At 35.3% G+C, this 19,123-nt stretch carries 17 protein-coding genes; 11 read left to right on the forward strand and 6 right to left on the reverse strand.

Annotated features, from left to right (window positions below):
• Positions 1-86: 86 nt before the first annotated feature.
• Complete coding sequence (locus tag AC1DTM_RS00105) at positions 87-2,012, reverse strand: heavy metal translocating P-type ATPase (RefSeq protein ID WP_002113732.1); 1,926 nt, start codon at positions 2,010-2,012, stop codon at positions 87-89.
• A gap of 426 nt (positions 2,013-2,438) precedes the next feature.
• On the opposite strand from AC1DTM_RS00105, the gene AC1DTM_RS00110 reads away from it, so the two are divergent.
• From AC1DTM_RS00110 to lepB, 3 genes are all read left to right on the forward strand, one after another.
• The gene (locus tag AC1DTM_RS00110) at positions 2,439-3,389 is read left to right on the forward strand and encodes a DMT family transporter (protein WP_016103448.1); all 951 of its coding nucleotides are present in this window, start codon (positions 2,439-2,441) and stop codon (positions 3,387-3,389) included.
• Positions 3,390-3,512: 123 nt separating this feature from the next.
• Positions 3,513-4,193, forward strand: coding sequence for a lysoplasmalogenase (locus AC1DTM_RS00115; protein WP_002159411.1), 681 nt, complete (start codon positions 3,513-3,515; stop codon positions 4,191-4,193).
• A 288-nt stretch (positions 4,194-4,481) separates the two neighbouring features.
• A complete protein-coding gene (gene lepB, locus AC1DTM_RS00120; RefSeq protein ID WP_016103449.1) occupies positions 4,482-5,018 on the forward strand; it encodes a signal peptidase I in 537 nt (178 codons plus the stop codon).
• Positions 5,019-5,061: 43 nt separating this feature from the next.
• On the opposite strand, the gene AC1DTM_RS00125 is transcribed toward lepB, so the two are convergent.
• Positions 5,062-7,845 carry a tetratricopeptide repeat protein gene (locus AC1DTM_RS00125; protein WP_016103450.1) on the reverse strand — a complete coding sequence of 928 codons (2,784 nt, stop codon included), beginning with the start codon at positions 7,843-7,845 and terminating at the stop codon, positions 5,062-5,064.
• Positions 7,846-8,322: 477 nt separating this feature from the next.
• Between AC1DTM_RS00125 and AC1DTM_RS00130 the strand changes: the two genes are divergently transcribed.
• Positions 8,323-8,916, forward strand: a complete 594-nt coding sequence (locus AC1DTM_RS00130; protein WP_016103451.1) for a DedA family protein — start codon at positions 8,323-8,325, stop codon at positions 8,914-8,916.
• Between the two features lie 13 nt (positions 8,917-8,929).
• Here the strand turns inward: AC1DTM_RS00130 and AC1DTM_RS00135 are convergent, their stop codons facing one another.
• The 3 genes from AC1DTM_RS00135 to AC1DTM_RS00145 form a co-directional block, all read right to left on the reverse strand.
• A complete protein-coding gene (locus tag AC1DTM_RS00135) occupies positions 8,930-9,358 on the reverse strand; it encodes an EamA family transporter (RefSeq protein ID WP_002029573.1) in 429 nt (142 codons plus the stop codon).
• Positions 9,359-9,466: 108 nt separating this feature from the next.
• Positions 9,467-9,613 (reverse strand): BH0509 family protein, encoded by a 147-nt coding sequence (locus AC1DTM_RS00140; RefSeq protein WP_000817786.1) that lies wholly within the window; start codon positions 9,611-9,613, stop codon positions 9,467-9,469.
• Between the two features lie 155 nt (positions 9,614-9,768).
• On the reverse strand, positions 9,769-10,185 hold the full coding sequence (locus AC1DTM_RS00145; RefSeq protein ID WP_002140268.1) for a pyridoxamine 5'-phosphate oxidase family protein: 417 nt from the start codon (positions 10,183-10,185) through the stop codon (positions 9,769-9,771).
• A gap of 179 nt (positions 10,186-10,364) precedes the next feature.
• Here AC1DTM_RS00145 and cax point away from each other — a divergent pair, with 179 nt between their 5' ends.
• Both cax and AC1DTM_RS00155 read left to right on the forward strand, forming a co-directional pair.
• Positions 10,365-11,420, forward strand: a complete 1,056-nt coding sequence (gene cax, locus AC1DTM_RS00150; protein WP_002159406.1) for a calcium/proton exchanger — start codon at positions 10,365-10,367, stop codon at positions 11,418-11,420.
• A gap of 79 nt (positions 11,421-11,499) precedes the next feature.
• Positions 11,500-12,297, forward strand: a complete 798-nt coding sequence (locus AC1DTM_RS00155; protein WP_016103452.1) for a YfkD famly protein — start codon at positions 11,500-11,502, stop codon at positions 12,295-12,297.
• A gap of 192 nt (positions 12,298-12,489) precedes the next feature.
• Here the strand turns inward: AC1DTM_RS00155 and yfkAB are convergent, their stop codons facing one another.
• On the reverse strand, positions 12,490-13,617 hold the full coding sequence (gene yfkAB / locus AC1DTM_RS00160; RefSeq protein WP_016103453.1) for a radical SAM/CxCxxxxC motif protein YfkAB: 1,128 nt from the start codon (positions 13,615-13,617) through the stop codon (positions 12,490-12,492).
• Between the two features lie 213 nt (positions 13,618-13,830).
• On the opposite strand from yfkAB, the gene AC1DTM_RS00165 reads away from it, so the two are divergent.
• The 5 genes from AC1DTM_RS00165 (at position 13,831) to rlmD (ending at position 19,112) form a co-directional block, all read left to right on the forward strand.
• On the forward strand, positions 13,831-14,013 hold the full coding sequence (locus tag AC1DTM_RS00165) for an SE1561 family protein (protein ID WP_002091170.1): 183 nt from the start codon (positions 13,831-13,833) through the stop codon (positions 14,011-14,013).
• Positions 14,014-14,367: 354 nt separating this feature from the next.
• Positions 14,368-15,891 (forward strand): class I fumarate hydratase, encoded by a 1,524-nt coding sequence (gene fumA, locus AC1DTM_RS00170; RefSeq protein ID WP_195743203.1) that lies wholly within the window; start codon positions 14,368-14,370, stop codon positions 15,889-15,891.
• A 125-nt stretch (positions 15,892-16,016) separates the two neighbouring features.
• Positions 16,017-16,799 carry a delta-lactam-biosynthetic de-N-acetylase gene (pdaA, locus tag AC1DTM_RS00175; protein WP_002201873.1) on the forward strand — a complete coding sequence of 261 codons (783 nt, stop codon included), beginning with the start codon at positions 16,017-16,019 and terminating at the stop codon, positions 16,797-16,799.
• A gap of 59 nt (positions 16,800-16,858) precedes the next feature.
• Positions 16,859-17,722, forward strand: a complete 864-nt coding sequence (locus tag AC1DTM_RS00180) for a DNA-3-methyladenine glycosylase family protein (protein ID WP_002113774.1) — start codon at positions 16,859-16,861, stop codon at positions 17,720-17,722.
• 10 nt (positions 17,723-17,732) lie between these two features.
• Positions 17,733-19,112 (forward strand): 23S rRNA (uracil(1939)-C(5))-methyltransferase RlmD, encoded by a 1,380-nt coding sequence (rlmD, locus tag AC1DTM_RS00185; protein ID WP_016103455.1) that lies wholly within the window; start codon positions 17,733-17,735, stop codon positions 19,110-19,112.
• Positions 19,113-19,123 lie beyond the last annotated feature (11 nt).

A 19,123-nucleotide genomic window follows, 5' to 3' on the forward strand; every position in this document is an offset into this window, starting at 1 on the left:
TTCGCATCCAAAGCATAAAACAAGCAGCAGTGCGAACGGTCATAATAGCTACCATTAAAAAAAACGGGTCCTTCATCAGGGACCCGTTATTTATTTCCTTTTAATAATCGTAAACCATTCAAAATGACAAGGATGGTACTTCCTTCATGTCCAATAACACCGAAGGGAAGAGCTAAAAACTGTAAAAAATTTGAACAAATCAGCATTGCAATGACAGCTAAAGAGAAGATAACGTTTTGCTTCACAATACGGTTCATTCGTTTTGATAAACGGATTGCTTGAGAGAGACGAGATAATTCGTTTTTCATAAGAACAACGTCTGCAGTCTCTAATGCTACGTCTGTTCCTTCACCCATTGCAACACCAATACTAGCAGTAGCGAGGGCAGGTGCATCGTTTATACCATCTCCAACCATGGCGACTATGCCATACTTTTCTTTTAACTGCTTTATCGTTTCAACTTTTGTTTCCGGTAAACATGATGCGTAATATTCTTTTATATTACTTTCATTGGCAATTGCTTTTGCTGTTTCTTCATTATCACCAGTAATCATGATTGCTTCGACACCAATGCTTTGCAAATCACGAATAGCCGCTATCGTTTCTTGGCGAAGGGTATCTTTTAAAGCGATCAGTCCAAGAATACCATCCTCATCACTAATATAAACGACAGTTTTCCCCTCTTTTTCAAGTGAAGCAGAAATGCCATTATGGAATGTTTTTATTTCTTCTCCGATAAAATCAGCTTTACCAATTTTATAAGCTTTGTTTTCTAATATTCCTTTTAATCCAAAACCAGTTACATCTTCAACGTTTTCTGGTTTTTTTATCGTAATGTCGTAAGCATGTTTTGCATATTTAACAATCGCTTCTGCTAAAGGATGTGTAGAGTGACTTTCAATCGCTGCTGTAATAGAAAGTACTTCACTTTCTGCTATGCCTTCTCGAACATATACATCTGTTACAGTAGGTTTTCCTTGTGTTAATGTTCCTGTTTTATCAAAGGCAATCGCCTTTACTGAAGCTAGACGTTCTAAATGAATACCACCTTTAAAGAGAATACCGTTTCTCGCTCCGTTTGAAATTGCTGATAAAGTTGCCGGTGTAATGGCTGCAACTAGTGCGCAAGGAGAAGCGACTACAAGTAAGATCATAGCGCGATAAAACGTTTCATTCCAACTCCAATCAAGTAAGAAATGAGGAACGAACATCATAAGCGCAACAACAAGTAGTACACCTTTTACGTATGTTCCTTCAAATTTTTCGATGAATAGTTGTGATGGTGATTTTTCGCTTTGTGCACTTTGAACGAGACGAATAATCTTTTGGAATAATGTTTGATCGCTCGGCTTCGTAATTTTAACTTCAATAGCTCCACGTAAATTTACAGTGCCAGCAAATACTTCATCACCGAATTTTTTCTCATTCGGAATAGGTTCTCCTGTAATAGCAGCTTCATCAATATTTGTTTCACCAGTATGAATTGTGCCATCAGCAGGAACACGCTCACCTGGCTTAATTAAAATAATATCGTTAATTTGTAATTGTCCAACTGGAATACGTTCCTCGGTTCCGTGTGAAATACGTAATGCTTCTTCAGGTTGTAAGTCAAGAAGCGCTGAAATTTCTTTTTGGCTTTTACTTAATGTATAAGATTCCATTGCTCCGCTTAATGCAAAGATGAAGATTAAAATAGCACCTTCTGCCCAGTAACCGATAACTGCGGCGCCGATAGCTGCAAAAATCATGAGCATTTCAACATTTAGCTCTTTCTCTTCAATTGAGTCTGCAATACCTTCTTTAGCTTTTGCAAATCCTCCAATTACATAAGCAAGGATATAGAAAGTAATACCTGCACTTATTGCATCATTTTTTGTGAATAACCAGCCAGCTAAAATAAAAATACCAGATGCGATTGCAAATATAAGTTCATAATGTTTCTTTAATGTATCCCATAAAGAGGGATGAGAAATATCTTTTTGTGCTTGTAATGTTTTTACTTCTGCGTTCATTAATACTCGCTCCTTCCGAATTCTTATTGAGAAAAAGAATCAAAATCGAAACCCCTATAAAACGACGAAAGCTGCCATCCATAATGGATAGCAGCATTTCTGTTGAATCTGATTTTAATAGTTATTATGTTGTAATTATTCTATAGTATAGCATATGTTTTTCTTAGATGATATGTTTTTGTTTTAGTATAAAGTGAAACTTTAATTAGTGGGGGTTTTGTTCATCCCCCACTGATTATTAGCCTTCACCAATCGGGCTTTTACGGGCAGCAGGGCTCCCACCTAACTTCTTTGCCCCAGCCGAATTTGGAGGTGGGAGTTTTACTACCCGGCGAATAGCGGGATAAACTGAAAACTTGTGTTTTCGCATTTCCTTTGGTATATATGAATATTGTTCATAAAAAGGTCGGAAAGGAAGACATCAAGTTGAAGACAGAGAAATTTTTTACCCATCCGATTGGCGTGTTTATTGCTGCAATAGTAGCAACATTTTTATGGGGAAGCGCATTTCCCTTTATTAAATTAAGCTATGTTGAACTTGGAATTCAGCCACAAGAAGTCGGGGAACAAATATTATTTGCTGGCTATCGCTTTTTCTTATCTGGTGTAATGCTCTTATTATTTTTTAAAGCGTTAGGAAAAGATATGAAGTTCAAAAAAGGAACAGGAAAGCAGTTAGTTCAAATTGGCTTGTTTCAAACTTTTCTTCAATATATATGTTTTTATATTGGAATGAGTTACAGCTCAGGAATTGAAGGAGCGATTATTTCAGGAACATCATCATTCTTTCAAATTTTACTCGCACACTTTTTATATAAAGATGATGCTCTAAATAGGAGAAAAGTAATTGGAGTAGCTATCGGTTTTTGCGGTGTGATTTTAGTGAATGTACCGAGTGATGGAAGTTTATCATTCCATTTTGGAATAGGTAGCTTATTACTTCTTGGAGCAGCGATGATGTATTCGTATGGAAACATATTAGCGAAAGAAGGTAGTAAAACGTTAGATATTGGGTATATGACAGCATATCAGATGATTTTCGGATCAATTGGTTTGATATGTATAGGTGCATTTCAAGTTGGAATGATGCCATTCGCATTTAATCTACATGCAATACTTATGCTCATATATTTATCGTTCTTATCAGCAGCGGGATTCTGTATATGGAATACAATTATGAAGTATAACAAAGTAGGGAAAGTCTCGATGTATATGTTCTTTATACCAGTGTTTGGTGTGCTACTATCAAGTCTGATTTTAGGGGAAGCAATTCATTCCTTTGTACTATTTGGTTTAGCATGTGTCGCAGCGGGAATTATTGTAGTAAATCGTAATCCGATTAAAAAGAAAGTTGAGCAAGAAAAACAACTAGCATAGAGAACAGAAAAACGATTAAAATGGAAGAACAGTATTGTTCTTCTTTTTTTACATAGAAAAAGGAGAACGTGCTATATGTAACGAAAAAAAGATAGAAAAAGCATTTATTGAGGAGAACATATTATGAATGTACTTTACATTGTGTTAGTCGGGCAAATTATTCTTTTTTTAATGGGAGCAATTTATGCAATAGGACAGACGAAAAGAACGAGAAATAATATGCCGTTACCTTTAGCGGTTCGTCTTATTCTTAGTTTTTCTTTAACAGGAAGTGCAATTTGGATATGGTTACAAGATCCATCGGTTGAGTACAGTACGTGGGTTGCACTCGGTATGACATTGTCAACTGTAGGGGATTTATTTATGGCAGGATTAATTCCAATTGGTCATCGATTAATTGGAGGAATGGTTACTTTCGCGCTTGCACATTGTTTCTATGTGAAAGCATTTTTACAAACAGGTATTTCATGGAATGGTTTTTGGATCGGTTTACTCGTATACGGACTCTTTCTAATTATAGGATGGTTCTTTTTTATCCGAAATGAAAAACAGGATAAATTGTTTACGATTGGGGCTCTAATTTACGGTTTGTGGGTTGGAGGAATGGCATGTTTTGCATTCGCCTTATATTACGAGAATACAGGAATATGGTGGGTGCCAGCACTTGGTGGTTTATTGTTTGTGATTTCTGATTTTATTATCGGTGTGACAGATATCGGGGGGCGCAAACTGAAGTATGAACCACTTTGGATTTGGTTTACATATGTCGCGGCTCAGATGTGTATTGTATATGTAGGATTATAAAAAGATACTCTCAAAAATAGTTGATAGACTATTTTGAGAGTATCTTTTTTATTGCTATGCTACTATATTTGTTTTTTAACTTATGCAGTATTCTATATTTTCTAAGCATGAATGTCATAGAAAAAGTCCTGTTTAGTAGATGGAAAATATAGTATATAAGGATAGTAAATTTATGGGGGGTTATTATTTTTTATATTTGTAATATTCTAATGTTATAATTCAGAATTTTGTGGAAATTAACTGGTCGGAGTACTTATAATGAAAATAAAAAGATGATGAGATGGTGGAATGATGCAAAAGAAAAAAAATTTGCGTGAATTCTTTGAAATAATTGCAATTGCATGCTTATTGGTGTTTTTGGCAAAAATCTTTTTGTTTTTTCCTACGACTGTAAAAGGAGCATCTATGAGGCCAACGTTACAAGATGGGGATAAGGTGATTGTTAATAAGTTAGCAAAACAATTTGAAAGCTATGAAAGAGAAGACATTATTGTTGTGAAGACAGACAACTTTTATGTGAAAAGAGTGATTGGTTTGCCTGGAGATATAATTGAGATGAGAAATGATCAATTATATGTTAATCATCAAGTGAAAAACGAAGAGTATTTAAAGAATAATAAAAAACAGGCAGAAAAATTACTTATCAATTTAACTGAAGATTTTGGACCGATTACAATTCCTAAAAACAAAATTTTTGTGATGGGAGATAATCGTTTAGTTAGTAGGGATAGTAGGAACGGCTTAGGGCTCATTGATAGAACAGAAGTATTAGGAAAGCTCATGGCGATATATTATCCATTTGAACATGTGAAAATGGATAATTAGAAATAAGAAAAACCAAGCGAATTAGTTGCTTGGTTTTTCTTATTTAAACAGTTGATGTTTTATTTATTGTTTCTTGTGAAGCAATGATTTCATTGTTTCGGTCGATATTTAACATGAATTTTCGTTGTAACAATTGCAATTTAAAGAGTGTTAAAGGATCATGATAAGTTTCTGGGTTCGTTCTTAGCTTTGTTAATGTTTGCTCATCTTCTTGTATTTCAAGTTGGGCCGCTTCTACGGTTTGTTTCAATATGCTAAGAGGGTCTTTAAAGAACATCATGATATCACGTTCTAGCGCACCTTCAAATACTTCAAATTGAAGGAAAAATTGTTTTGAAATCATCTGAGCAACTTCTGTATAATCTTCTGTTTCAATATATTGTTTATATTTATTTGATAGCATAGATTGATTTTTTTGCATATTACCGAATAATTTCCCTGCACTCTTTAAGAAAAATTGTGTCGGTGTAAAGCGTAATAAAATATTGATGTTAGCTACTGTAATTCTATTCGTCATTCTTGCAACATCTCTATCCCAGTCATCTAGTAATTTGAAATCACAAGGAAGTTTAATACGCTCTTCCTCATAGAGCTTATTAAAGGTATCGCCCATTTCATCTAAATAAGCCTGAGCTTGAATGAATTCATTATGAGCAGTTTCAATCCATTCTTGAATAGATTGAGTAAATTTAGGGAGAAGCACTTGCTGTACATGTTTTTGAATTCTTTCATTCATTGCTACATTTAGTTCTTCATGGACCAATTTGAAATCACTATCTTCTTGAACAAGATCAGAGCAACTCTGCAACAATTCAGGAATTTGAGAATGTATATCCTGCGTAATCTCTTCTTTCGTTAAGAGATAAGATTCTGTAATGGAACGAATTTTATCTTTTTGGATGGCAGTAAGATTATTAATAAAACCATCAAGTTTTACTAAAATATGTTTATTCCAGCGGACGGATTTCACTAACGTATTTTCTAATTCCACACGTTCATTGACAAGGTATGCGATTGTTTTTTGGATAAACCATAATAATTTTTCAATGCGTTCTTTTTCAACGTTACGCTGAGTAAGGTTAGAAAGAATAGAGTCTGTTACGTTACCTAGCTGTTCACTACTCTCTTGTGAAGGAGAGTAAGGGAAAAATTGTGCTTCTGGGAAATGTACGAGTATTTTCTTTTTAATGTTGTTCGTGATGTTTTCACTAGTAGTCGTATCAATTGTTTGTAAGACGAATTGAATTTGTAAATTTGGTACTTGCTCACGAATATATAATAATGTATCGAGCTCTTCATCATGTAATGGTGAAGCTGAATTTAGTACATAGATGAGACTATCTGCTGCCTGTAAGTATTCAAAGTGAGAGCTGTTTTTGTCAAGTTGTCCATGCACAGTAGGTGTGACAAGGAATGAAAACTTATTTTTTCGTAAAAATCTACTTGGTAATTTAACTTCAATACATTTTTTTTCTAGTTCTGACTGAGAAGGTGCCGCTAGTATGTTATGAAGTTCGTCAAAGTTTGGTATATTTCGTATATCTAGCTCTGTAAGCTCAGTTATTTCAGTTTGACTATCATCTTTAAATGTAATTGAAGTTGTTATAGCCCCATTTAATATATTTTCTCCTAGTATAGAGTTAATAAAGGCTGATTTATCATAATCGCTAGCGCCTGCTACTAGAAGTTGTGTAACAGTTAAATCGTATAACTCACGAACAAGTAGTGTGAATTGATGACCTAAATCTACATCATTCTTCTCAGCCCATACAGCAATCGTTTCAAATAATGCTGATACGTCTGCCATATCAACATTTGCATGAGCTGATGCATTTGAAAGTAAGGCACCTGCGCTTTTTACGAGTAATGATTCTAGAGTTGTCGGTGAAACTTCATTCCATGCTAATACTGCTGCGGAGACAAGTAAAGAATCCTCGGTTTTCGTTAAACTAAACCAATTTGTTAATAAATCTGGTACAAGTCCTTGTAATTCGTGCATGAAATATTGTCCAGTAATCAATTCAAAATACGTCTCTTGATAGCGAGTAGAAATTTCATTCCAATCATCATTAGCGTCTACTTCAATATGTAAGAATAAGTGATTTATTGTTTGAATCCAAGGTAGATGTAATGATTCATTTTGATAACTGTTCCAAAGTGAAATAACAAGCTCTTTAAATTGAACTTGATCAATTGTATATAAGGCTTTTAAAGATTCATAGAAATACTCAGGTTTAATTTTTTTAGTAAAGCCTCTGTTCACATAATTTATTAAAGTATCGAACCAGTGTAATGATTTTGTTCGAATTCCTTCTTGAACAGCGAGTTCAATAGCATTATTCCAATCTTCTTGTTTTTCATAGAACGATCGAGCAATCGCAGTAATATTCGGATAGTCTGGTTGAAATGCAACAGCTTCACTAATCGTCTTAAATGCTAGTCCTAGACGGTCTTGCTCGATATAAAGAGAAAGAAGTTGTAGGGAAACTTCCATCGTAAGAGTTGTATCTTCTGATTGAATAGATTTATAAAGTTCCTCTGCTTTTGGTAAGAAACCTAATTCGAAATAAGCATCTGCAATATTCTTCATGGCCCAGAGAGCAAGTTCATTATTTACTTTCTCCCATTTAAATATTGCTGCTTCAAAGTCGTTATTTTGAAAGTAAACTTCACCTTGTGCGAAGCGAATATTAGATATATTGGAGAATTCATTTTTTGATTCATTTATATATGCTTCACCGAGTACTTCCGTTACCGGAATGGAAGTTTCTTCTGTTAAAAATGTTTTATAGTAAATCTTTTGGATAAATTGTTTTTCAATGGTCATGTTCGTTCCCCCTGTATAATTTAGAAAAATGATGTTGTATGTAAAAGGGTGCATGTTACTCTATTAGGTAGAAGTTGCATTATATAGACCAAACTATGTTTTTGCTAGATATATCATTTTTCTTGAGAGTTAAACCGTTGCAAAAAGTAACTTCCCTTTATTGTAACAAAAAAATAAGCCTATGAATTTTTATTTTTTTATCTCGCTATTTATAGGCAGTAAGACTCCTACTCCAAAATTGAGCGAATGCAAGGAAGTTAAGTGGGAGCCCTGCAGCCCGTAAAATCCCGATTGGTGCAGGCTAATGATCAGTGGGGATGGATAAAAAACCCACTGATTAAATCTCTGTTTAAGGAATGGAATAGAAGTAGAGTTCATTATAAAAACAATGTATAGTGAATATGTATACCATGTTTGTCTTAAAGATAGAATGGGCACAATATGGAATAACGATCGTGTATAGGATGTGTCTTCCGAATGGAACAACATATTGGCGAGTTAATCGCACATTATGGTTATTTTGGAATTATTATAGCTCTAGCTGGCGGGATTGTTGGATTACCTATACCGGATGAGTTTTTATTGACTTTTATTGGATATAACATTTCAAAAGGAGTTATGTCAGGAACAGCTGCTTTTTTAAGTGGAATGGCAGGGGCAATGCTTGGCATTACATTAAGTTACATATTAGGTTTAAAACTTGGGCTCCCTGTTTTAAAAAAATATGGTCCGAAAGTTAGAATTAAGGAACATCATATTGAAAAAACACATATTTTATTTGAAAAATACGGTCCATTTCTTTTAATGATTGGATACTTTATACCAGGAGTACGTCATTTAACAGCATATTTTGCTGGAGTTTCAAATTTAACATGGTGGCGTTTTTGTTTGTATGCTTACGGTGGTGCACTAATTTGGATAAGTGTTTTTATTGGCCTAGGTTGGAAACTGGGAGAGAAGTGGCGCTTTGTTGAATATAGTTTACATCATTATGGAATATGGATTTTATTAGTTTCGGCAATTGTAACATTGGTTGTGTGGATTTACATAAGGAAAAGACAAAACCGCTAATAATAGCGGTTTTTTAGCTGAAAGCAATAAATAATACACCAGCTGTAATAAAGACTACACCAATACCAGTCATAAAGTTTAACTTTTCACCTAATATAATCATCGCGAGAATAATGGAAAATACTACACTCAATTTATCGATAGGTGCTACTTGTGAAACTTTTCCTGTTTTTAATGCAAGAAAATAAAATAGCCATGACGAAGCACCAGCGATTCCACTTAATGTGATAAATAGCAGTGCTTTTTTATTTAAGAGAACATCACCGATATTTTGAAATTTACCTTGTATAATAATAACTCCTACCATAAATAATGCCATAATAATAGAGCGAACCGTTGTTGCGACGTTGGCATCGATTCCATCTAAGCCAATCTTTCCAAAAATAGATACGAGGGCAGCAGCAATTGCTGATAATAGTGCGAATAATAGCCATGAACTCATAGGGAAATTCCTCCAATCTTACATTATTATACATGAAAATCATTCTCATGTATAAATAACGAAATAAACCCCCGTCCTATATTTTTAATAAGGTGGGGGTTTATTATGCTACTCTGCTATTTCTTCATATAAAAAGTACGTTACATTATAAATATGCTCTACTTCATCATCTGTCATAAATAATAATTCGTCACGTTCAATCCCTTTTTTCTTTTCAATAAACTCAATCATGTTTTTTCGTTCTTCTCTTTTCATCAATTTTTATTTCTCCCCTCAATCTGTTTTAATACAGTTTATTTAAGTTACTGCTATTATATAACACAATCTTTAGAAAGTTCCACCTATTTTATTGTTTTTTTCAGAAGAACCTTTCGACAAAACAAGCCCACCTAAGGGGGCTTGTTTTTATTTTATAGTCGTAAAAACTCGGGCTCGGTCGTACCGGCACTATCGATGTAATAAATTGTATCGGGATTAATTTTTATTAGTACGTAATTAGGGTCTTCCGCACCTAGTAACCAGCGTTTTAAGCTATTAGTCCAAAATTTGTTTTTTAATGTTTGATCTTCTTCGATGGAAGCTATACCTTCAACTTCAATGTAATCTTCATCTAATTTCTTTCCTTCGCGTCCAAGTAGTACATGTACATTGGGATTTTTTTCGATATCTGTTATCTTTTTTGAATTTCGATCTGTTGCAACATATAGTACAAAATCTTCGTGGAAAAACATCATAAAGGCGCTATGTGGCTTATCGTTACGTACAGTAGATAATACACCAGTACGTTGACCTTGAATAATAGTTGCGATTTTTTCTTTTAAGTGCATATTTTTAGCCTCTTTTCATAATTCGTAATTTTTTCTGTCTGAACAAGATAATTTAAATATCTTTCATACTGTTTTCTTCAATCCGATTTTTTAAACGTAATTGTGATGAAATCGGACAAGTTAGGAGATGAATAATAATAATATCGAGGAGAAATACATACGATGGAAGGATGAAAAGCATGTTTAATAAAATATTTCTTACAGTAGCGCTTATAGGTGTACCACTTTCTGTAATCGGAAAAACACTTCATTGGCCACAAACCATTATGTTTGCTGTATACTGCATTACTATTATTGCATTAGCTGGTTTTATGGGGAGGGCGACAGAAAGTTTAGCAATCGTTTCTGGGCCTCGGATAGGTGGTTTATTAAATGCCACTTTCGGTAATGCCGTTGAACTTATCATTTCAATTTTTGCACTTCAGGCAGGATTAACAGAAGTTGTTTTAGCTTCCTTAACTGGTTCTGTACTTGGAAACTTATTACTGGTAGGAGGGCTATCCTTCTTTATAGGTGGCCTTAAGTATAAAAGGCAAAGTTTCAATGTTTATGATGCAAGACATAATTCAGCTTTATTAATATTTGCTGTTGTCGTAGCCTTTGTTATTCCGGAGATTTTTTCAATGAAGATGGATGCTGGAAAGACGTATCAATTAAGTATTGGTGTTTCTATTATCATGATTATTATGTACCTTGCTGCATTGCTATTTAAGTTAGTTACGCACCGTGGTGTATATCAACATAAAAGTGATGAAGTAGCACATGAGGAAGAGCCAGAGTGGTCCAAAGGTAAAGCGCTACTCGTTTTAGCGATAGCAACACTTGCAGTTGCTTATGTGTCAGAGGCACTCGTACATACTTTTGAAACGGTCGCAAAGTCGTTTGGCTGGTCAGAGTTATTTATAGGGGTTATTATCGTTGCAATTGTTGGTAATGCAGCAGAACATGCATCTGCGATTATTATGGCATATAAAAATAAAGTGAATATCGCAGTAGAAATTGCAGTAGGTTCTACATTACAAATCGCTATGTTTGTTGCTCCTGTGTTAGTACTTCTTTCGATGCTTTTTGCACAAAAGATGCCTTTAGTATTTACAATACCTGAACTTGTTTCTATGATTACAGCTGTTTTCTTAACCATTGCGATTTCAAATGATGGGGATACAAACTGGTTTGAAGGAGGCACTTTATTAGCGGCGTATGTCATTATGGGAATTGGTTTTTATTTATTATGAAAAATAGGGATAACAATGCTTCAGAGGGAAAACAATAAATACAGATTTATATACCTTTATGTAGGAAGGAGCCAGACAGGTGAAACGAGTATACAGCATATGTCTTTCAACCATGGTCTCGTTTATTTTATTATTTCCTAACAGTAGTTTTGCAAAGACACCGGTAGAAGTAAAAATGCCTTCATCTGTTTTAAATATTTCAAAAGATAATACATTTCCAAATGACGCACAAGATTTACCGCGTTTACAGCCAAGTAAGTTTGCGCAAGAATTATTGAAAACAGCAAATATAAAAATTGAAAACCCTGATTTAATTCGAATGTTTAATGAAACAACAATTTCGAATGCACCGCTTGCGGTAGGATACCGGGCGAAAATTTATTTAGGTCAATGGGCATTAAATTATGAGTCAATAGACACATCGATTAATTGGGAATATAAGCAAGTAAATCGGAATGTATATGATAATCGCGGAGGTGATCGCTTATACCCACTTCGCTATAAGCAAGAAACCCAAAAGACAATCGAAGGTGATTTAACAGCAGATATGAAAGATGCTACAGATGTGAAAAAAATGATGCTTCTAAAAGCGCTTGAAAAAGTACAATTGCCACTTTCATTTAAAACAACCATTGGTTATGGTACCGGACATGAGCGTGTTTATAATATTAGTCCAAGTCAACTTGGATATTTATATGCGTATACACCAGCAGTAAATGAAAAAGGAAAAGTAACATTTGGAGAAGTCTACCTTGTGTTAAAAGGGAATCAAAAAAGGCTTGTCGTGAAAAATATTACATCTCAAGGAATCGGAGCTGCTATTCCAATTCATGATCATTTATTTTTTAAATTTGTTTCTTCATCACATTCACAATGAAATAAAAAACGTCAGCCTATAAGCTGACGTTTTTTATTTATCCCGCTATTTGCCGGACAGTAAAACTCCCACCTCAAAATTCGGTTGGAGCAAAGAAGTTAGGTGGGAGCCCTGCTGCCTGTAAACGCCCGAATGGTGAAGGCTAATAATCGGTGGGGGATGAATAAAACCCCCACTGATTAAAGTTTCACTTTATAACATAATGTTTGATGTTTTTGATAAGAAATCTTCTTTTGGATAGTAGCTATTTTTTACAAGAACATTTGGTCCAAGGCATTTCACGGCAGGACAATGGCAACTTAATGATTTTGCTGTTTTTGAGTCACACCATTTGTCGTAAGCTTCTTGTAGTGTATTTGTTTGTACATTACCTAGAAGCGGGACATCACCGAAATCGGTCACGATAATATTTCCATCGAAAATATTTACGTTCAAACGAGAACGACCATCGGGATCATTGCGGACAGTTACATTTTTACTTTCATGTAATCTCTTCAATGTGTATAAATCACGTTCATCATCACTACATGCATAGAAAGGTAATGTTCCAAATAACATCCATACATTTTCATCACGGATCTCTAATAAATGTTCAATTGCATTTCGAATTTCTTCTTTTGTTAAAATTTCAAGTGTGCTAGCGAAGTCACTCGGATACATCGGGTGCACTTCATGACGTTTACAGCCCATTTCTTCAACGATTTGATGGTGAATATGTTCAATATGTGGTAGAGTTCGTTTGTTTAACATAGTTTCGGCTGATACGAGTACACCTGCCTCTGATAGAGCCTTACTATTTGTAATCATTCTTTCAAATAATTTAGCGCGCTGTTCATAAGTAGGTTTACGCTCCATCATTGCAAATCCACCTTCAACGAAGTCATCGATTGTTCCCCAGTTATGTGAAATGTGCAATACATCTAAGTAGGGAATAATTTGTTCGTAACGTGCTAAATCTATAGTTAAGTTTGAGTTGATTTGAGTGCGAACGCCTCGTTCATGGGCGTATTTTAAGAGTGGTGTTACATAGTTGTCGACGGATTTTTTTGAAAGCATAGGTTCTCCGCCTGTAATACTTAAAGAACGTAGATAAGGAATCTCATCTAATCGTTTTAATAAAAGCTCCATCGGAAGCGGATTTGGATCTTTCGGCTGTAATGTGTAACCAACAGCGCAATGCTCGCAACGCATATTGCATAACGTCGTCGTTGTAAACTCAACGTTTGTTAATAGTAGTTTGCCGTACTCTTCAAGGTCCATATACGCTTCCCATGGATCGTAAGAAGGAGTAATCGGCTTCATTATTTGTGATATCGTCATATGAAATACTCCTTTGACTATTGAAATAACAATTTGTCCATTCTCTATAATAGAAGAATATGTGCTTTTTATAAAGTGAAACTTTTTTGTGAAAAAAGAGAGAGGGCTTACATTATAATGAATTACTGCGACAAATTTGATGAAATTACATGCCCATATCCATCATTTTTGCGGTATAATAAAAGCAACTCGAATTAAAAGGAGAGTGCCTTCATGGGAAAAGCAATTCAAGATAAAGATTCACAACTAGTATATTTGAAAAAACGTTTAAATATGTTCATTGAAGTAATTGATACGATTGAACCAGAAGAGGTAGAATTGGAAGATGTAGATCGTCTTCTTGCAATGTTAGATGAATTAGAACTGAAATGTGAGCAATTTAAAAAAGACGAATAATATATTAAAAAGGCTGCCACTACAAAATTGGCAGCCTTTTTCTGTACGGATAATAGAAGGAATATAGAAAAAAAGGTATAATCAAGTTGTGAAAAATTTCATTTAACCTTTAATGGCGTGAAATAAAGTGAAACTTTACTCAGTGGGGGTCATTCCCCACTGAGTATTAGCCTTCACCAATCGGGCGTTTACGGGCAGTTGATCTCCCACCTAACTTCTTTGCTCCACCTGAATTTTGAGGTGGGAGTCTTACTGCCCGCAAATAGCGGGATAAATAAACAGCTGAAGAGTATAACAATGGAATTTTCATTTCATAACGTTTTGGTAGCGTTCACAATTGAGGGGGAAGTAACAATGGAAAAGCTTCAAGAAAGCATGTATCAACTAATTGTTGAAACGTCAACGAACTTACCGAAAGATGTTCGTCGCGCAATTCAACAAGCGAAAGAACGAGAAAATGCAGGAACTCGTTCGGCGATGGCACTTGGCACAATTACGAATAATATTAAAATGGCAGATGATAATATCTCGCCAATTTGCCAAGATACAGGGATGCCAACGTTTAAAATTTATACACCAGTTGGTGTGAATCAATTAAAACTGAAGGAAGCTATCTATAGTGCGCTTGAGCGGGCGACAAAAGATGGTAAACTTCGTCCAAACTCTGTTGATTCTCTTTTTGGAGACAATAGCGGAAATAATTTAGGACCAGGTACACCTGTTATTAAGTTTGAACAATGGGAAAAAGATTACATTGATGCACGTTTAATTTTAAAGGGCGGGGGCTGTGAGAACAAAAATATTCAATATAGCTTGCCTTGTGAAATAGAAGGACTTGGACGAGCTGGGCGTGATTTAGAAGGAATTCGTAAATGCCTTCTTCATGCAGTATATCAAGCGCAAGGGCAAGGGTGTAGCGCTGGGGTAATCGGCGTCGGTATCGGGGGAGACCGCACATCAGGTTACGAATTAGCAAAAAATCAATTATTCCGTACATTAGATGATGTAAATTCAATTCCAGAATTACAAAAGCTTGAAGAGTACGTATTAGAGAATGCAAATAAGCTTGGCATTGGTACGATGGGATTTGGCGGAGAAACAACTTTATTAGGTTGCAAAGTTGGAGTATATAATCGTTTGCCAGCGAGCTTCTACGTATCTGTTGCATATAATTGTTGGGCATATCGTCGTCTTGGTGTAACAATTCATCCTGAAACAGGTGAAATTATGGATTGGTTGTACCAGGAAGGTGAAGATACACTTCAGCAAGATGCTGCGCAAGAACAAACAGAGCAGCGTGAAATCGTATTACAAGCTCCAATTACAGAAGAGCAAATTCGTGAACTTCGTGTTGGTGATGTTGTTACAATTAACGGCATGATGTATACAGGACGTGATGCGATTCATAAACATTTAATGGATAACGATTGTCCAGTAGATTTAAAGGGACAAATTATTTATCACTGCGGTCCAGTTGTAGTGAAAGATGAGAATGACAATTGGCAAATTAAAGCGGCAGGTCCAACGACAAGCATTCGTGAAGAGCCATATCAAGGCGATATTATGAAAAAGTTCGGTATTCGTGCTGTGATTGGTAAAGGCGGTATGGGTGTTAAAACATTAGCAGCTTTAGAAGAACACGGTGGTGTGTACTTAAATGCAATTGGTGGTGCAGCACAATATTATGCTGAATGTATTAAAGAAGTGAAAGATGTTGATTTCTTACAATTCGGTATCCCAGAGGCAATGTGGCATTTACGTATCGATGGTTTTAAAGCAGTTGTAACGATGGATTCTCATGGTAAAAGTCTACATGCTGATGTTGATAAAACATCACTTGAAAAATTGGCGAGCTTTAAAGAACCTGTATTTAAGTAAAGAGAAATGCATCTCGAATTATTCGAGGTGCATTTTTTGGTATATATAGAAAAACATGTTCAGCATGAAAGAAAGCAGGGAAACAGAAACTACAGGTACGATTATATATGGAAAGGAGACTATTTATGAAATATAAATGGTTATATATAGGTCTCATTTTTTCAATTATGATGGCACTTGTTCCAGTTTCAACATTTGCTTATACGAATACACCACATAACTGGGGAATCCCACGTCCTAAAAATGAAACGGTGCCAGATGCAGGGAAACTATATACAGAATTACTACAAAAAAATGGTGGGTTTTATTTAGGAGATACGAAGAAAAAAGATATTTATTTAACATTTGATAATGGATACGAAAATGGATACACAGGAAAGATTTTAGATGTATTAAAGGAGAAAAAAGTACCAGCAACTTTCTTTGTGACGGGACATTATATAAAAACACAAAAAGATTTATTATTAAGAATGAAAAATGAAGGACATATTATTGGTAATCATTCTTGGAGTCATCCAGATTTTACAACAGTAAATGATGCAAAACTTCGTGAAGAATTAACGAGCGTAACGGAAGAGATTAAAAAAGTAACGGGGCAAAAAGAAGTGAAATATGTACGCCCTCCGCGAGGTGTATTTAGCGAAAGAACGTTAGCTCTTACGAAAGAAATGGGATATCATAACGTGTTTTGGTCGCTTGCATTTCTTGATTGGAAAGTAGATCAGCAAAGAGGATGGCAATACGCTCATAATAATGTAATGACTATGATTCATCCAGGATCTGTTTTGTTACTTCATGCAATATCAAAAGATAATGCAGAAGCACTTGCGAAAATCATTGATGATTTGCGCGAGAAAGGGTATCATTTTAAAAGCCTAGATGATTTAGTAAAAAGCAATCAACCGTAAGCATGTATGCTTGCGGTTTTCTCATGCTATAATGATGTGTAAAAAGGATGGGGAAACGTATGTGGAGCGAACATGTTACGTTAGAATATCCGTACCATTTTGAAGAAGTGCTAAAGCGTTTAGCTTTCGACCCGTTAAACGTCATTCAATTAGACGAGAAAGTAATTTATGTCCCGCTTTTTATAGACGAAGAACAAATTGTTGTTCGTTTGCAAGGGATTGGTACTGTTCAAAATCCACAGTTTTGGATTTCTAGTCAGGCAGGAGATCAAGAGAAAGTAATGAAACGAATGAGGTCCATTTTTCACTGGAATGAACCGTTTCAAAATATACAAGATCATTTTTTAAACACATCATTACGTCCACTGTTTGAAACATATGCTTATACTCCAATTATATTAGAGTTTGATTATTTCGCTTGTCTTCTTCGTTGTATTATTCATCAACAAATAAATTTGAAATTTGCTACGGTGCTAACAGATCAATTTGTAAAACGATATGGGACAGAGAAGAACGGCGTTTTCTTTTTCCCAACACCAGAAAGAGTAGCGAATATTTCAATAGAGGAATTGAGAGAGCAGAAGTTTAGTCAGCGAAAAGCCGAATATATAGTAGGATTAGCAAAACATATTGCAGACGGTAAATTAGATTTAGCAAGGATAGAAAACGAAACAGAAGAAGAAGTATCGGCACAATTGTTACCAATAAGGGGTATTGGAGCATGGACAGTGCAAAACTTTTTAATGTTTGGGCTTGGCCGGAAAAACATGTTTCCAGAAGCAGATATCGGGATTAGGCGTGCACTTCAAGGTGTATTTCAATTAGATAATAAGCCTGATGATGCATTTTTAGAAAAAGTGAAACAAGAGTGTGAACCATATTGCAGTTATGCAGCGTTATATTTATGGAAAAGTATAGAGTAGAGGTGTAATAATGATACAAGAGCAACAAGAGAGTAAGTTGGAAGTTGGTCAAACGTTTCCTGTGACAATTAAACGTCTTGGGATTAACGGAGAAGGCGTTGGTTATTTTAAGAGACAAGTTGTTTTCATTCCAGGGGCATTACCAGGAGAAGAAGTTGTTGCTGAAGCAACGAAAATTCAGCGTGGCTTCGCTGAAGCGAAAGTGAAAAAAGTTCGTAAATCATCACCACATCGTGTGAAAGCACCATGTTCAGTATATGAGGAGTGTGGTGGCTGCCAATTGCAGCACTTAGATTATAAAGAACAATTAAATCAAAAGCGTGATATCGTTGTACAAGCATTCGAGAAGTATATGAATGACAGTCTAGAAGAGAAAATTCGCCCAACGCTTGGTATGGAAAATCCATGGCATTATCGTAATAAAAGTCAATTGCAAGTGGGGCGTAAAGACGAAAAGGTTATTACAGGGTTATATAAGCAAAACTCACATCAGTTAATTGATATTTCTCATTGCATGATTCAGCATAAAGCAACGAATGAAGCGACAAAAGTTGTAAGACGTATATTAGAAAAATTAAATGTTTCTATTTACAATGAGAAAAAACAAAAAGGTTTAGTACGCACAATTGTGACACGTACTGCAGTTCAAACAGGGGAAGTGCAAGTCACACTTATTACAACAAAAGAAGAATTACCAAATAAAGATCAATTTATCGCAGAAGTACAAAAACAAATGCCAAGTGTTAAATCAATTATGCAAAACGTAAACTGGCGTAAAACGTCTGTTATTTTCGGTGATAAAACATTTAAATTAGCTGGAAAAGAAGTAATTCAAGAAACACTAGGTGATTTATCATTTGAATTATCAGCACGCGCATTCTTCCAATTAAATCCAGAACAAACGGTTGTTTTATACGATGAAGCGAAAAAAGCAGCTGCTTTAACAGGAAACGAGAAGATTGTGGATGCGTATTGCGGTGTCGGTACGATTGGACTTTGGCTTGCGAATGATGCAGCGGAAGTACGTGGTATGGATGTAATTCCAGAAGCGATTGAAGATGCAAAGAAAAATGCAAAACGCCACGGATTCACAAATGCAAAGTATGAAGCTGGTAAAGCGGAACAATGGTTACCGAAATGGGTGAAAGAAGGCTGGAGTCCAGATGTCATTGTTGTCGATCCACCGCGTACAGGTTGCGATGATAAATTACTTGAAACGATTTTAAAAGTGAAACCGAAACAAGTTGTTTACGTGTCTTGTAATCCATCTTCATTAGCACGTGATGTACAAACATTAATGAAGAGTTATGAAGTGGAGTATGTGCAACCAGTTGATATGTTCCCGCATACAGCTCATGTAGAAAATGTAGTGAAACTTGTTAGAAAGTAACATTCAATAAG

The sequence above is a fragment of the Bacillus sp. P4_D3 genome, assembly GCF_056401855.1.